Annotated in this window: 14 protein-coding genes; 10 read left to right on the top strand and 4 right to left on the bottom strand. The window is 58.5% G+C overall.

What is annotated here, in order from left to right; all coding sequences use genetic code 11:
* Positions 1-56: 56 nt before the first annotated feature.
* On the bottom strand, positions 57-485 hold the full coding sequence (locus ACR0B5_RS07905) for an Lrp/AsnC family transcriptional regulator (RefSeq protein ID WP_170376662.1): 429 nt from the start codon (positions 483-485) through the stop codon (positions 57-59).
* Between the two features lie 87 nt (positions 486-572).
* Between ACR0B5_RS07905 and rocF the strand changes: the two genes are divergently transcribed.
* Together rocF and ACR0B5_RS07895 are read left to right on the top strand one after the other, a co-directional pair.
* Positions 573-1,493 carry an arginase gene (gene rocF / locus ACR0B5_RS07900; RefSeq protein WP_480539722.1) on the top strand — a complete coding sequence of 307 codons (921 nt, stop codon included), beginning with the start codon at positions 573-575 and terminating at the stop codon, positions 1,491-1,493.
* A complete protein-coding gene (locus ACR0B5_RS07895; RefSeq protein ID WP_480539720.1) occupies positions 1,493-2,536 on the top strand; it encodes an ornithine cyclodeaminase in 1,044 nt (347 codons plus the stop codon). Before rocF ends, ACR0B5_RS07895 begins: the two co-directional genes overlap by 1 nt.
* Positions 2,537-2,798: 262 nt before the next feature.
* Here the strand turns inward: ACR0B5_RS07895 and ACR0B5_RS07890 are convergent, their stop codons facing one another.
* The 3 genes from ACR0B5_RS07890 to dctP are packed head-to-tail and all read right to left on the bottom strand — an operon-like array spanning position 2,799 to position 5,910.
* The gene (locus ACR0B5_RS07890) at positions 2,799-4,202 is read right to left on the bottom strand and encodes a TRAP transporter large permease (RefSeq protein ID WP_170376654.1); all 1,404 of its coding nucleotides are present in this window, start codon (positions 4,200-4,202) and stop codon (positions 2,799-2,801) included.
* Positions 4,203-4,205: 3 nt separating this feature from the next.
* Positions 4,206-4,835, bottom strand: coding sequence for a TRAP transporter small permease subunit (locus ACR0B5_RS07885; RefSeq protein ID WP_170376651.1), 630 nt, complete (start codon positions 4,833-4,835; stop codon positions 4,206-4,208).
* 58 nt (positions 4,836-4,893) lie between these two features.
* Positions 4,894-5,910 carry a TRAP transporter substrate-binding protein DctP gene (gene dctP, locus ACR0B5_RS07880; RefSeq protein ID WP_480539717.1) on the bottom strand — a complete coding sequence of 339 codons (1,017 nt, stop codon included), beginning with the start codon at positions 5,908-5,910 and terminating at the stop codon, positions 4,894-4,896.
* 416 nt (positions 5,911-6,326) lie between these two features.
* Between dctP and acs the strand changes: the two genes are divergently transcribed.
* The 8 genes from acs (at position 6,327) to ACR0B5_RS07840 (ending at position 15,782) form a co-directional block, all read left to right on the top strand.
* Entirely contained in the window at positions 6,327-8,291 is a 1,965-nt protein-coding gene (gene acs / locus ACR0B5_RS07875; protein WP_480539715.1) for an acetate--CoA ligase, read from the top strand.
* A 7-nt stretch (positions 8,292-8,298) separates the two neighbouring features.
* Positions 8,299-8,982, top strand: a complete 684-nt coding sequence (locus ACR0B5_RS07870) for an adenylate kinase (RefSeq protein ID WP_170376643.1) — start codon at positions 8,299-8,301, stop codon at positions 8,980-8,982.
* Positions 8,983-9,163: 181 nt separating this feature from the next.
* Positions 9,164-9,448 carry a DUF4212 domain-containing protein gene (locus tag ACR0B5_RS07865; RefSeq protein ID WP_170376639.1) on the top strand — a complete coding sequence of 95 codons (285 nt, stop codon included), beginning with the start codon at positions 9,164-9,166 and terminating at the stop codon, positions 9,446-9,448.
* 15 nt (positions 9,449-9,463) lie between these two features.
* Positions 9,464-11,248: a sodium:solute symporter family protein gene (locus tag ACR0B5_RS07860; protein WP_170551306.1), complete on the top strand. Its 1,785-nt coding sequence runs from the start codon at positions 9,464-9,466 to the stop codon at positions 11,246-11,248.
* 102 nt (positions 11,249-11,350) lie between these two features.
* Positions 11,351-13,174 carry a DUF294 nucleotidyltransferase-like domain-containing protein gene (locus ACR0B5_RS07855; RefSeq protein WP_480539712.1) on the top strand — a complete coding sequence of 608 codons (1,824 nt, stop codon included), beginning with the start codon at positions 11,351-11,353 and terminating at the stop codon, positions 13,172-13,174.
* An 84-nt stretch (positions 13,175-13,258) separates the two neighbouring features.
* Complete coding sequence (locus ACR0B5_RS07850) at positions 13,259-13,777, top strand: hypothetical protein (RefSeq protein ID WP_170376630.1); 519 nt, start codon at positions 13,259-13,261, stop codon at positions 13,775-13,777.
* A 2-nt stretch (positions 13,778-13,779) separates the two neighbouring features.
* Entirely contained in the window at positions 13,780-15,192 is a 1,413-nt protein-coding gene (locus ACR0B5_RS07845; protein WP_480539710.1) for a 3'-5' exonuclease, read from the top strand.
* Positions 15,193-15,281: 89 nt separating this feature from the next.
* Complete coding sequence (locus ACR0B5_RS07840) at positions 15,282-15,782, top strand: flavin reductase family protein (protein WP_480539708.1); 501 nt, start codon at positions 15,282-15,284, stop codon at positions 15,780-15,782.

Here is a 15,782-nt window from a genome sequence, read left to right as displayed (position 1 = left end):
CTGTGGCACAATTTCCGTGGCCGACAAAGCGTTACGGCCCGTTTCACGCAGCGTTTTCAGAACCTTCCCTTGCGCGTGGACAGCAGAAGGTTCGTCTCAGACCGAGTGATCCCTTCCATACGGCGGATCTGGAACAAGACCTCGTCGAGTTCGGCCAGCGTATCCGTACCGATCTCAGCGATCAGGTCCCAGCTTCCATTTGTGGAATGCACGGCGCGCACCTGCCGTAGCGCTCCGATCCGGGCCATTGTGCGTTCGGTCCCGCGCCCCTCGATCTCAAGCATCATCAGGCCCCGGACCGGGCTTTGCGCCACATCGCGCCTGGTCTGAACGGTAAAGCCCACGATCTCGCCCGATTGTTTGAGGCGCTGCAACCGGCTGCGCACGGTCGTGCGCGTGACGCCAAGCGTCTCGGCCAGCTCAGACAGCGACGCCCTTGCGTCCCGATGTAGCGCGCTGAGCAGCCTGTTATCCAAATCGTCCATGAATAGCTTCCCTTTCGGATACTCATCTTTCTTATTGAGCAATTTGCTCTCTTCACGCAAGACAGACTGCCACGTTACATGAAGCATATGGATACGAAGAACATAATTTTAGTTGGCGCCCCCATGGACGCTGGTAAGCGTCGGCAGGGTTGCCGAATGGGCCCCGATGCCTACCGTGTGGCCGGGCTGGATCGCGCGCTTGCGGATCTTGGTCATACGGTTATCGACTACGGAGATGTCGCCCCGGATGCGGTCGAGACCTCGGACCACCCGCACCTTTTTGCCCTGCCCGAGTGCATCGGGTGGACGCAGGCTTTGGCCCGAGTCGCCGCCGAAGTCTCGCCCCAAGGTGTGCCAATCTTCATGGGCGGCGATCATGCCTTGTCGATGGGAACCGTGGCCGGAATGGCGGATCATGCACAGCGCATCGACCGGCCTCTGTTCGTTCTGTGGCTGGACGCCCATAGCGATTTTCACACCCCCGGAAGTACCGACAGCGGCAACCTGCATGGAACACCTGTCGCCTACTTCACTGGCCAGCCCGGCTTCGAGGATTTTCCGCCGCTGCCTGCCGTGGTTCCAACCAATCGCGTTGGAATGATCGGGTTGCGTTCGGTCGATCCCGCTGAACGCGCCTCGCTTGAGAAGAACCACGCCATGCTGGCCGATATGCGCAGCATTGACGAACATGGGATCAAAGCCCCGCTCATGGCCTTTCTGGACCGCGTGAGGGCTGAGAACGGCATCCTTCACGTGTCACTGGATGTCGACTTCCTCGACCCCGCAATCGCGCCGGCTGTCGGAACCACTGTGCCCGGAGGCGCCACAGAACGCGAAGCCCATCTGGTCATGGAGCTTCTGCATGAAAGCGGGCTGGTCTGCTCCCTCGATCTGGTCGAGTTGAACCCCTTTCTGGATGAACGCGGACGCACCGCAAAACTCATGGTCGATCTGGCTGCATCCCTGATGGGACGCAGGATCTTTGACCGCCCCACTCGGAGTTTCTGATGACTGTACCCTCAGACAAGGCCCTGGTGCCCTTTGTTTCCGTCGACAACATGATGCGGCTGGTTCACCATGTCGGCGTCGAAAAGATGATCGTAAGGATCGCCGAACAGATTGAGGCCGATTTCAAACGCTGGGAAAGCTTCGACAAGACCCCTCGGATTCCGGCGCATTCCCCGCATGGGGTGATCGAACTCATGCCGACATCGGATGGTGAGGCCTACGGGTTCAAATACGTCAACGGTCATCCAAAGAACACTTCTGAAGGGCTGCAAACAGTAACGGCCTTTGGACTGCTCGCGGATGTCTACACAGGCTACCCGACGCTTCTGACCGAGATGACCATCCTGACCGCCCTACGGACGGCGGCGACATCGGCTTTGGTCGGTCGATATCTGGCCCCCATGGGTGCAACCACCATGGCCATGATCGGCAATGGCGCGCAGTCTGAATTCCAATGCCTGGCCTTCAAAGCCATGTGCGGCATCGACACCGTGCGGCTTTATGATACGGACCCGAACGCCACCGCCAAATGCGCGGCTAACCTGCAAGGCAAAGGCCTGAACGTAGTGCCCTGCAAAACCGCCGAAGAGGCGATTGAAGGCGCGCAAATCATCACCACCTGCACCGCTGACAAGAAATACGCCACGATTCTGACCGACAACATGGTCGGCCCCGGCGTCCATATCAACGCGATTGGCGGCGACTGCCCCGGCAAAACCGAACTGCATCGCGACATTCTTCTGCGCTCGGAGATATTCGTGGAATACCCCGAGCAAACCCGGATCGAGGGCGAAATTCAGGCTTTGGAGGATGACCATCCTGTCACTGAACTGTGGCAGGTTATGACCGGTCAGGCACGCGGTCGGACAGACGATAAGCAGATCACGCTGTTCGACAGTGTCGGCTTCGCCATCGAGGACTTCTCGGCTCTGCGTGTCATCAAGAGTGCGGTCGCGGAAACCGAATTCTTCGAACCGCTGGATATGTTGGCCGACCCTGACGATCCCCGCGATTTGTTTGGGATGCTAATGCGCGCGGGCTAACTTCCTTCCGATCCCGCACCGAGCCAATGTCGAATTGGGGGCTCTGCCCCCGCCGCCCGTTCCGGGCGACTCCCCCGGGATATTTTCAGCCAGATGAAGAAACGGATCGTTAACCTAGGCTCGGTACTCTTGTTTTTGCGGTACAGGCGGGGACGCCGATGACCGCGCCAGGTGAAGCTCTCCGACGTTGATGTTGGAGAGCGGATCCCTGCTTCATCTGGCAAAAAATATCCCGGAGCGCGAAGCAGAGCCTCGCAAACTCCTAGCCTGCCAAAGACGGCAAGTAGAGAACGATGCCCGGAAATGCCACAAGAAGCGCAATGGTGGCCGCGTCTGCCAGGAAGAACGGGGTGACCCCCTTAAAGACATCCTGAACACTCAGGTCTGGCCGGACCCCTGCAACCACAAAGCAGTTCAGACCAATGGGTGGCGTGATCAGACAGAATTCAGCCATTTTCACCACCAATATCCCAAACCAGATCGCACACATCGGTCCAGACATGCCAAAAGCGCTGTCTGCAGCGCTGACAGTTTCGCCTCCGTTCAGGGCCATGACGGCGGGGTAGACGACGGGTAAGGTCAACAATAACATCCCGATGGCATCCATGAACATACCCAACACGGCATAGGCCAGAAGGATACAGATCAGGATCAGCATCGGCGACATCTCAAGCGAGGTGATCCAATCCGAGAATGCGCCCGGAAGGTCTGCAAAGCCCAGGAACCGCACATAGATCAGTACGCCCCAAATGATCGAGAAGATCATGGCCGTCAGCTTGGCTGTCTCTAACAGAGCCGATTTGAACTCGGGCCAGCGCATGCCATGAACCAGGGCGAAACAGAAGACGATGAACGCGCCTATGGCCCCGCCTTCGGTTGGGGTGCCCCACGCCTGTTCGCCGAATGGGTTGTAAACGAAACAGATGATGATCAGGATGACGGCAACAATCGGGATCGCCCCGGGAAGTGCTTGGAACCGTTGTTTCCAAGTGAAACCGGTGACCGGAGGGCCAACGGATTTGAACACAACCGCGATTCCAACAATGAGCAAGCCATAGATCACGGCAGAAAACGCTCCGGGAATGAAGCCGGCCAGCAGTAGTTTGCCGACGTCCTGTTCGACGATGATGGCATAGATCACAAGGATGGCTGACGGCGGGATCAGGGAGGCCAGCGTACCTCCAGCGGCAACGACGCCCGCGGCGAAGCGCTTGTTGTAGCCAACGCTCAACATCTCGGGAATCGCGATCCGGGCAAACACAGCCGAGGTGGCGACCGAAGCGCCAGAGACGGCCGCAAACCCTGCCGTAGCGAATATGGTAGAGACCGCGAGGCCTCCGGGAACCCAAGCGATCCAGCGTTTGGCCGCTTCGAACAGCGCGCGCGTCAGGCCCGCATAGTAGGCAAGGTAGCCGATCAGGATGAAGGTAGGGATCAGGCTGAGCGTATGGGCGGCAACCTTAGAATGCGGCACCTGCCCCGCCGTTTTGACGGCGACGGTGAGAGCCTTGCCAAACCTGTCGGGATCGTAACCGAACTTGGCCCAGAAAATCCAAACCAAGCCGAACAAACCGGCCAGACCTGCCGCAAAAGCCACTCGCATGCCTGTGACCACAAGGACCAGCAGGCCCGCAGTCACCCAAAGGCCGATGTCAATCGTGTCCATCTGTTAGTCCTGCCCTTCGAACTGCTCTGCCTCTGCGGCAGCCTGTGCGGCGGCGTCTTGGATCAAGGGCACCGCCACGGGTGCCTCAAGCCCCAGAACGAACGCGCGGCCATAGCCCCAGATCTGCAAAACCAGCCGGAGTGACAAGACCGAGAACGCCACCGGGGCCAGCAGTTTCGCGGGCCAAAGCGGAATGCCTATGTCAATTGAGCTGTCGCGGCTCCACATCGGCGCGCCGAAATCAAAGGATCGGTCGAAATGGGACCAGCTGCCCCAGACCAATGCCAGCATCAGGACAAGGATCAGGATTACCGAGATCAGCTCGAACAACCACAGCGCCCGTCCGTGCAGACGCGAGATCACAATGTCCATCCGGATATGGCCGCCATCGCGCTGCACGTAAGAGATGCCGAGAAAGGCGATCAGTGGCATCGCCTGTTCGATCCAGTCCACATAGCCCGGCAACGGCGCGTTTATCGCGTTGCGGCCGCTGACCGAGACGACGGCCAGGACCATCAGTCCAAAGACGGCTATTCCGCTGATCAAGGCGAGAGCCCGCTCTAACTTCAGCAAGTGCTGATCGATCTGGCTGAGGCGACTGCCATCCTCCAGCACCGTGGCCTGTCCCGCCATTCCGGTGATCCCCTTTGTCAAGAAAGGCCGGGCGCTAGGACGCGCCCGGCGTATGCGATCAGTTGCCGCCGCGCTGTTGCGTCAGCGTAGTCTGAACTAAATCGTAGAGGTCCTGCGCTGGTAGGCCCTGCGCGCTCATATCTGCAATCCACTGTTCGCGGATCGGATCGGCGGCCTTGGCGCGGAACTCTTCAATGACCGCGTCGTCGATCATTACCTTCTGCACACCCTTTTCTTCCAGGACGCTATCCCATTGCTCCAGAAGCCCAGCATAGTTAGCCAGATAATGCTCAATGGCCTCATCAATCGAGCTATCAAGCGCTTCGCGGTGCTCAGGCGACAGCGCTTCATACGCGTCGATATTCGCAACCACCGGGCAATTCACGGTGCCGGGGTTGAGGTTCGCAGTCCACCAGTCCGCCTCATTGATCGTACCGAAGGACAGGTGCGCGTGCTGCGCGAAGGCGACCGTATCGACCACACCGGATTCCATGGCGTTAAACGCCTCAGTCGCAGGGACAGAGGTTGGGACACCGCCCACGGCCTCAAACGCTTTGCCCAGACCACCTGTTGCGCGAACACGCATGCCCTCGAACGCCGCCAGGTTATCGCGCGGATCGCCGGTGCCAACCAGATTGTACTGCGGCATCGGCGAGGTCATCAGAATGCGCGCATTCCATTGCGCCATCTCATCAGCCACCGCTGGGTGATCATAGACTGCATGGCTGACGGCAACCTCTTCTTCCAGATTGTTCACACCCAGAAACGGCAGCTCCAGTACGGTAATCGCGCGGTTTTTGTCGCGGTGATAACCGGCACAGAACTGCGCAATCTCGAATGCGCCGATCTCGATGCCATCCAGGTTCTCGCGCGGCTTCGACAGGCCGCCATAGCTGACATTGATCGTGAACTCTCCACCGGTTTTTTCCGAAACCAACTCGGCCAGTTTTTCGACATGTTCGGTAAAGGCGCGGCGCTTGCCCCAGACCGAGGCGTTCCATTCGGTGGCTGCGGCCTCGGACACGAAGGCAACGCCAAGGGCGGCGACGGCGGCACCGCTCAGCATCTTTTTCATAATATCTTCTCCCTTTGATGCGCCCCCTCCCGAGGCGCTTGGAAAGATGCTAGCGCCAACATGTATATGTGCCAACCCCTGCTTCCCGATAGGTGATTTTCAAGCACATCTTTTGACTCTTGTTGTTCGACGACATAGCTGCGGATCACCACGGAAACGCCCCTCATGTGTCGATCAAAAAAATTACATCTTTAGTATTGTTTTTTCACGTTTTTTTTTCGCGTATCGAATTTTTTTGACTAACTTACTTCGTTCGAAAAAATTTCTTTACAAACAAATCCAAGGAATACGGCAATTTATTTCATTATTTTCTGAACCCGGCCATACTTCGATTGGGGAGGAACGGGATCGACAATGCTCAAATAACGGGCAAGAGACGTCCCATAGTTATCCAGCCTAGAGGGAGGAGCCTCAACATGACCACCGCTGCCCAGGCAGATGCCAAGACCTATCCGCCAACCGCAGAGACCGTTGAGCGGGCGCATGTCGATGCCGCGAAATATGAAGAGATGTACGCCGCATCGGTTAGCGACCCGGACGAGTTCTGGGGCGAACACGGCAAGCGGATCGACTGGATCAAGCCCTTTACGCAGGTCAAGGATGTCAACTACGATTTCGGCTCGGTCAAGATCAACTGGTATGCCGATGGTACTCTGAACGTCTCGGCCAACTGCCTGGATCGCCATCTGGAAACTCGCGGTGATCAAACCGCAATCATTTGGGAACCGGATGATCCAAATGATGCGGCCCAGCACATCACCTATGCCGAGTTGCACCGCCGCACCTGCCGCATGGCCAATATTTTGGAAACCATGGGCGTGCGCAAAGGTGATCGCGTCATCATCTACCTTCCGATGATCCCCGAGGCCGCCTATGCCATGCTGGCCTGCGCGCGCATCGGTGCGATTCACTCGATCGTTTTTGCAGGCTTCTCGCCTGACGCTCTGGCGGCCCGTGTCAACGGTTGCGACGCCAAAGTCGTCATCACCGCAGATGAAGCCCCGCGCGGCGGCCGCAAAACGCCGCTGAAATCGAACGCTGACGCGGCGTTGCTGCACTGCAAGGACAGCGTAAAATGCCTGGTCGTCAAACGCACAGGTGGTCAGACCACTTGGATCGATGGGCGTGACTACGACTACAACGAAATGGCGCTTGAGGCTGATGACTATTGCGCCCCAGCCGAGATGAGCGCGGAAGACCCATTGTTTATTCTGTACACGTCGGGTTCGACCGGCCAGCCCAAAGGTGTGGTTCACACTACCGGCGGCTATCTGGTCTATGCCGCGATGACTCATGAGATCACCTTCGACTATCACGAAGGCGATGTGTACTGGTGTACGGCAGACGTGGGTTGGGTCACTGGCCACAGCTATATCGTTTATGGTCCGCTGGCCAATGGTGCCACAACCCTGATGTTCGAAGGCGTGCCGACCTACCCGGATGCAGGTCGTTTCTGGGAAGTATGTGCCAAGCACAAGGTCAACCAGTTCTATACGGCTCCAACCGCGATCCGCGCCCTGATGGGACAAGGAAGTGAGTGGGTCGAAAAGCACGATCTCAGCGACCTCAAAGTTTTGGGTACCGTGGGTGAGCCAATCAATCCCGAAGCCTGGAACTGGTACAATGAGGTTGTCGGCAAAGGTAAATGCCCGATCGTTGATACGTGGTGGCAGACCGAAACCGGCGGTCACTTGATGACCCCGCTGCCCGGCGCACATGCGATGAAGCCCGGCTCGGCGATGAAACCGTTCTTTGGCATCGAACCAGTGGTTTTGGACCCGCAATCCGGCGTCGAGATCGAAGGCAACGGTGTCGAAGGTGTACTGTGCATCAAGGACAGCTGGCCTGGTCAAATGCGCACCGTCTGGGGCGATCATGAGCGGTTCGAGAAGACCTACTTCTCGGACTACAAAGGCTACTACTTCACCGGCGACGGCTGCCGTCGCGACGAAGGTGGTGACTACTGGATCACTGGCCGCGTCGATGACGTGATCAACGTCTCGGGCCACCGTATGGGTACTGCTGAAGTCGAAAGCGCGCTCGTGGCGCATGCCGCAGTGGCCGAGGCCGCTGTAGTGGGCTATCCCCATGAAATCAAAGGACAAGGCATCTATTGCTATGTCACTTTGATGAATGATCGCGAACCTTCGGATGAGCTACTCAAAGAGCTGCGCACCTGGGTCCGGACCGAGATCGGCCCGATCGCCTCGCCTGACGTCATTCAGTGGTCCCCAGGCCTGCCCAAAACACGCTCGGGCAAAATCATGCGCCGCATCCTGCGCAAGATCGCCGAGAACGACTTTGGCTCGCTGGGCGATACGTCCACTCTGGCCGATCCGTCAGTTGTCGACGACCTGATTGCAAACCGAGCGAATAAATGAGGGCATGATGGACGCTGCGACCATGACAACTCCTGCTGTTCTCATCCTTCTCGGCCCTCCGGGCGCCGGGAAGGGCACTCAGGCGCGCATGCTGGAAGACAAGTTCGGGCTGGTGCAACTCAGCACCGGTGACCTTCTGCGTGCGGCTGTTGCCGCAGGTACGGATGCCGGAAAGGCCGCGAAAGCGGTGATGGAGGCCGGTGAACTGGTCAGCGACCAGATCGTCATCGACATCCTGCGTGACCGTATGGCTGAACCCGACTGTGCCAAGGGGGTCATCCTCGATGGCTTCCCCCGCACCACTGTTCAGGCCGAGGCACTGGATGGTCTTCTGGCGGAAAAGGACCAGAAGATCAGCGCCGCGATCAGCCTTGAGGTTGAGGATGCGGAAATGGTGATCCGGATCTCGGGCCGCTACACCTGCGCCGGTTGCGGTGAAGGCTACCATGACACGTTCAAGAAACCGTCGGTCGACGGCACTTGCGACAATTGCGGTGGGACCGAGTTCAAGCGCCGGGCGGATGACAACGCGGAAACCGTTGCCTCACGCCTGAGTGCCTATCACGCACAGACAGCCCCACTGATCACCTATTACGACGGTCAGAGCGTTCTGAAGCGGACGAACGCCATGGGCAAGATTGAAGACATCGCGCGCGACCTGGAGGACATCGTCGCCAGCGCGGTGAACTAAGGGAGGAAGACAGGCCGTAAGGCCTTGATCCTTAAACGGAATACTTCGATGCACCGCCTTGGCGGAACAGAGGAGTTTTGTCAGATGCCACGGGGTATCTGTCACATTCGAGAAGCGGTCCGGCGCGCTGGAGGAACGAAGCAAAGGACCGCCCAACGAGGAAGCGAAGGAGGAACCCGCAATGGCGGATCAATCTACCAACTCCGCGCAGACTGCCGAAGCCGATAAGGGCTATTGGCAGGCCAACCTGCGCCTCATCTACATCAGCCTCGCGATCTGGGCGCTGGTGTCGTTTGGATTCGGCATCCTGCTGCGTCCGCTGCTGTCCGGCATTTCTGTTGGCGGTACCGATCTGGGCTTTTGGTTCGCTCAGCAGGGATCAATCTTGGTCTTTCTGGTGCTGATCTTCAACTACGCCTGGCGCATGAACAAGCTAGACGCCGAACACGGCGTAGACGAAGAGTAAGGGAGAGCGGGGACAATGGATCAGTTTACCATCAACCTGCTGTTTGTTGGCGCATCCTTCGCGCTATACATCGGCATCGCGATCTGGGCCCGTGCGGGTTCCACATCTGAATTCTACGCTGCTGGTCGCGGCGTTCACCCGGTCACCAACGGTATGGCGACAGCGGCGGACTGGATGTCTGCGGCCTCGTTCATCTCGATGGCGGGCCTCATCGCCTTTACCGGCTATGACAACTCGACCTTCCTGATGGGTTGGACCGGTGGCTACGTGCTGCTGGCTCTGCTGCTTGCGCCTTACCTGCGTAAGTTCGGCAAATACACCGTCTCGGAATTTATCGGCGACCGTTTCTACAGCCAGACTGCACGCGTCGTTGCCGTGATCTGTCTGATCGTTGCGTCGGTGACCTACGTGATCGGTCAGATGACCGGCGTTGGCGTGGCCTTTGGCCGCTTCCTTGAGGTTTCGAACACATCCGGTCTGCTGATCGGTGCTTGTGTCGTGTTTGCATACGCGGTGTTTGGCGGGATGAAGGGTGTGACCTACACCCAGGTTGCTCAGTACTGCGTGCTGATCACAGCCTACACCATCCCGGCGATCTTCATCTCGCTACAGCTGACCGGCACTCCGATCCCTGCACTTGGTCTGTTCGGCGACACTGCAAGCGGTGAGCCTCTGCTGACCAAGCTGGACGCCATCGTGACCGAGCTGGGCTTCAACGAATACACGGCTCACCACTCGAACACGCTGAACATGGTTCTGTTCACGCTGTCGCTGATGATCGGTACTGCGGGTCTGCCGCACGTCATCATGCGCTTCTTCACCGTTCCCAAAGTGTCTGACGCACGTTGGTCGGCTGGTTGGACGCTGGTCTTCATCGCGCTGCTGTACCTGACCGCCCCCGCGGTTGGCGCAATGGCCCGTCTGAACATCACCGACATGATGTGGCCCAACGGTGGCATCGAAGGTGGCGCTGTCTCGGTTGAGGAAATCGACAACGATCCGCGCTATGACTGGATGCAGACTTGGCAGAAAACCGGTCTTCTGGATTGGGAAGACAAGAACGGCGACGGCAAGATCCAGTATTACAACGACAAGTCCGAAGCGATGACCGCTATCGCGGAAGAAAAAGGCTGGGTCGGAAACGAGCTGACCAAGTTCAACCGTGACATCCTGGTTCTGGCCAACCCCGAAATCGCCAACCTGCCGGGTTGGGTGATCGGTCTGGTCGCTGCCGGTGGTCTTGCGGCTGCTCTGTCGACCGCTGCGGGCCTGTTGCTGGCGATCTCGTCGGCGGTGTCCCACGACCTTGTCAAAGGTGCGATCAATCCGCAGATCTCGGAAAAAGGTGAACTGCTGGCTGCGCGTATCGCAATGGCCGTAGCCATCCTGGTTGCAACCTATCTGGGTCTGAACCCACCGGGCTTTGCGGCACAAACCGTGGCCTTGGCCTTTGGTCTGGCGGCTGCCTCGATCTTCCCGGCGCTGATGATGGGGATCTTCTCGACCCGCATCAACAACACCGGCGCGGTTGCTGGTATGCTGGCTGGTCTGGTTGTCACTCTGGTCTATATCTTCCTGCACAAGGGCTGGTTGTTCATTCCGGGCACCAACTCATTCACCGATGCTGATCCGCTTCTGGGTCCGATCAAGTCGACTTCGTTCGGCGCCATCGGTGCAATGATCAACTTCGCAGTTGCGTATGTTGTTGCCGGCATGACCAAAGAGACTCCGCAGGAGATCAAAGATCTGGTCGAAAGCGTACGCATTCCCCGTGGTGCGGGCGCAGCTCAGAACAAATGAGCCTGATGCGGCCTGAGGTTCTTGCCAATGGCCGCGTCTTTCGATCCACTACTCCCGTCCGGCACACCACCGGGCGGGATTTTTGTTCCACGGAGTATTTAGATGCCCCTGTCCCATGACCAGATCACCCGGTTTCTGGAATCCGTACATCCCTATGACGCCCTGCCCGCCGACGTGTTGGATGAGGTCGCAAAACAGATCGAGGTCTGGGAGGTTGACGAGGATTACCCACTTTACGATCTGGGCCACAAACTGCCCGGCGTATTCGTGATCTATGAAGGACAGGTTGAAATCACTGATGAGAACGATGAGGTCGTTTCGCATCTGGGTTTGCGCAATTCCTTTGGTGAACGCGGGCTGCTGAAAGACGGGAAAGCCGCGACCAAGGCACGCGCCCATACCCCATCTGTGCTGATCGTACTGCCACCTGAACTGGTGCGAGAGTTGATCGACAACCATGATGTGGTCTCGAAGTTCTTCGATCGCTCACGCGGGGGCCGCAGCGGTCCGCAGAGTTTGGCGACCAGCGCCATTGATGTCCTGATGGCACACAATCCGGCCACCTGCCCGCCTGCGACTCCGGTTCGCGACGCCGCGCGCCTGATGCGCGACAAAGGGATTTCATCGCTATGCGTGACAGAGGCCAACGATCTGGTAGGCATCACCACCTTGCGTGATATCTCGGGCAAGTTTGTGGCGGATGCGATGCCCACGGATACTCCGATCTCACAGATCATGACGCCGAACCCAACCACCCTATCGCCATCGGATATCGGCTCGGATGTGCTACACGTGATGATGGAGCGAGGGATCGGCCACATCCCGATTTGCGAGGGCGGCCGTCTAGTCGGGGTCGTTACGCAGACAGACCTGACCCACTATCAGGCCGTGAACTCGGCAGAGCTTGTTCGCCGAATTGCCCATGCCGACACTGCCGAGGAAATGGCCAAGGTTACGGCAGAAATACCTCAGCTGCTGGTGCAGCTGGTCGCCGGCGGCAACCGGCACGAGATCGTGACCCGCTTGATCACGGATATCGCCGATACGGCCACACGTCGGCTGCTGAGCCTCGCCGAAGCCAAACTGGGGCCCCCGCCGGTGCCATACCTGTGGCTGGCGTGCGGATCGCAAGGACGACAGGAGCAGACAGGTGTGTCCGATCAGGACAACTGCCTGATACTCGACGATGCGGTGACCGAAGATGACATGGCCTATTTCACGCAACTGGCCAAACATGTCTCGGACGGGCTGGATACCTGCGGCTATTTCTACTGCCCTGGTGACATGATGGCGACCAATCCGCGCTGGTGTCAGCCGCTGCATGTCTGGCGCGACTATTTCAAGGGGTGGATTGCCAAACCGAATCCCGAAGCGCAGATGTTGGCCTCGGTCATGTTTGACCTGCGTCCTATCGGCGGTTCGTTCGAGCTGTTCGCCGATCTTCAGGCCGACACGCTGAATGCCGCCAATGCGAATTCGATTTTTGTCGCGCATATGATTTCGAACTCGCTGAAACACACGCCGCCTTTGGGTCTGTTGCGGGGGTTTGCCACCATCCGCTCGGGCGAGCATCGCAATACGCTGGATCTTAAACACAACGGCGTAGTGCCAGTGGTCGATCTGGCGCGGATCTACAGCCTGCAGGGCAAACTGCCTGAGGCCAACACCCGCGCCCGCCTGAAAGCCGCCGAGGCCGCAGGTGTCCTCAGCCCATCCGGTGCGCGTGATTTGCTGGATGCCTATGATCTGATAGCGGAAACCCGGCTGGAACATCAGGTCGCACTGGTCAAATCCGGGGAAAAACCAGACAATTACCTGCCACCTACAAACCTGTCGGACTTTGAGCGCAGCCACCTGAGGGACGCGTTTGTGGTGGTGAAAACCATGCAATCCGCCGTCGGTCACGGCAAAGGAATGCTGGGTTAAAAACGAGAGATCAATATCGCCGTGGGCGACCGAAATTGAATTGAAAAGAATGGGCGAGCTACGCCCAAAGGCTGGAGAAGACCAATGTTCCTGGAATTGATCGGTACGATATTTGCGGGCTTTGCCTTTGCCGGGATCGTGCTGGTGCTGAACAAGCTGACCGGCGGAAGGTTGCCCCGGTGGGCCACGCCGGTCGCTGCGGGGCTGGGCATGATCGGAATGACGATCGCCAGCGAATACTCGTGGTACGACCGCACCCGCGAAACGCTGCCCGACAGTGTAAGCATTATCCAAGAGGTCGAAAGCCGCGCGATTTACCGTCCCTGGACCTATGCCGTGCCTTTCGTCGACAGGTTCGCCGCGATCGACACCGACTCGGTGCGCAAGAACGAACAGGTGCCGGATGAAAGGCTGGTCGAGCTCTATTTCTTTGGTCGCTGGGCACCGGTCTCGAAGGTTCCAGTTGTCGTAAACTGCGCCGAAAACTTGCGGGCCAATCTGGCCGACGGGGCCGAGTTTGGCGACGATGGCCGCGTTCTGAATGCCGACTGGATCAAAGCCGGGACCGGCGATCCGATCATCGAGGCCACCTGCGGAGTCTGATCATGCTGACCAAGTTGAGCCTTCGTCTGAGAATCTTTCTGTTCTTTTGCCTTTTAGCGGCGGGTGGGCTGGTGGTCAGCGCTCTGGCGCTTTGGTTCAGCTACGCCCGAGCGGGCGACCCTGCCCTGTTCGACCCGTTCCTTTTTGCCGGGATCGTGATTGCCTTTGGGCTGTTGGCCCTGACCGCGGGTGTCTGGTTGCTGTTTGACGATAACGTGGCAAAACCGATCGAGCGTCTGTCTGCCGAATTACGCGCGCGCGCCCATGCCGGGGTTAGCAGCAATATGGATGTGCAGACAGCAAAATACCTGGGCGACCTTGCCCCGGCCGCCGCTGGGCTAGCGGATCAGCTATCGCACAAGACGCTCAGCGTGGCCGAGGCTGTCGCATCCGAGACCGCCCAACTGGCCGCCGAAAAGAACAGGCTCACTGCCCTATTGACCGAAATCCCGGTTGCGATGCTGCTCGCCAGCCCGAACCACAAGATCGTCCTCTATGATGCGCAAGCGGCCGAGGTTCTGGCCCAGATCGCACATCCCCGTCTGAATGCCGCGCTTGAGGATTATCTACAGCCTGACGCGCTGTATGCCGCCTATTCGAAACTGGTCAAAACCGGTCAGGACGTCACCTGTACGTTAACCAGCATCGACGGAGCTCAGAGCTATTCCGCGCGCGTTAAACCTTTGGGAGATGCGCCCGGATACATGCTGATTTTCGACGACAGCGCGGCGCAGATCGCCCCGGACGCGTCGCGCCCGCTGGTCTATGATTTCGATCTGTTGAACGTGTCCGCTTCGGGTAGTTTCGAGGCCCAAACGATTGAAGATCTATGCTTTGTGGTATTCGACACCGAAACCACCGGACTGTTGCCGCACAAGGACGAGATCGTTCAGATCGGTGCGGTTCGGGTCGTGAAAGGACGCATTGTCGAAGGCGAGCGGATCGACATGCTGGTCGATCCCGGCATCCCCATCCCAGCTGCCTCGACCAAGGTTCACAAGGTCAGCGACCAGATGGTACAAGGCGCGCCCGACATTGGCGAGGCTGGCCGCATCTTTCATCAATTCGCACGGGACGCCGTGATTGTTGCCCATAATGCGCCATTCGACATGGCGTTCCTGCGCCGTCACGCCAAGCGGATAGGTGTTGAATGGGACCACCCAATTCTGGACACTGTGCTCCTGTCTGCTGTCCTGTTTGGCGCCAGCGAGACGCATACACTGGACGCGCTATGTGACCGTTTGGACGTGGAAATTCCCGAAGCGCTCCGCCACACGGCGCTGGGGGATGCGGTGGCCACGGCTGAGGCGCTTGTGCGGATGCTGCCCATGCTGAAAGCGCGGGATATCACCACATTCGGCGCAATCATCACCGAGACCCGCAAACATGGTCGCTTGTTGGAGGACCTGAACTGACCTAGTTTTTCAACGTGATGAACCAAAGTTACCATGGACAATACGGAACGGTCATGGCACCTGACGATCGGGCAGAGAACAGATGTGCAATGACCGAGAAGACTTTTATCCCGACCCCTGATCAAAGCACCGCGTTTCGTGAAGCGCTGGGGTGTTTCGGGACAGGCGTAACGGTCGTCACAACCCAGACGGCACTTGGGCCGCGCGCGATCACCGTGAACTCCTTCACCTCGGTTTCACTGGACCCTCCGCTGGTCCTGTGGTGTTTGGCCAAGGAATCCAACCGGTTCGGTGCGTTTTCGGACTGCCAGCACTATTCCATCCATGTCATGGCACAAGAGCAGCAGGACCAAAGCCTGCGGTTTGCGCGCGACGGAGAAGACTTCTCTCACACAGACTGGAGCGCAGATGATATGGGCCGGCCACAACTGGCCGATTGCCTCGCGCGGTTTGACTGCCATCTGCATGCCTGCCACGAAGCGGGCGACCACCTGATCATGGTTGGTCATGTGGATCAGGTCATGTACCGCACGGGCCAGGGCTTGATCTTCAAGCGGGGTCAGTTCGGCGGGTTTGTCGACCTGATCTGA

It is taken from the genome of Ruegeria sp. AG1 (assembly GCF_056541705.1).
This window is presented reverse-complemented; position numbering and strand designations above follow the sequence as displayed.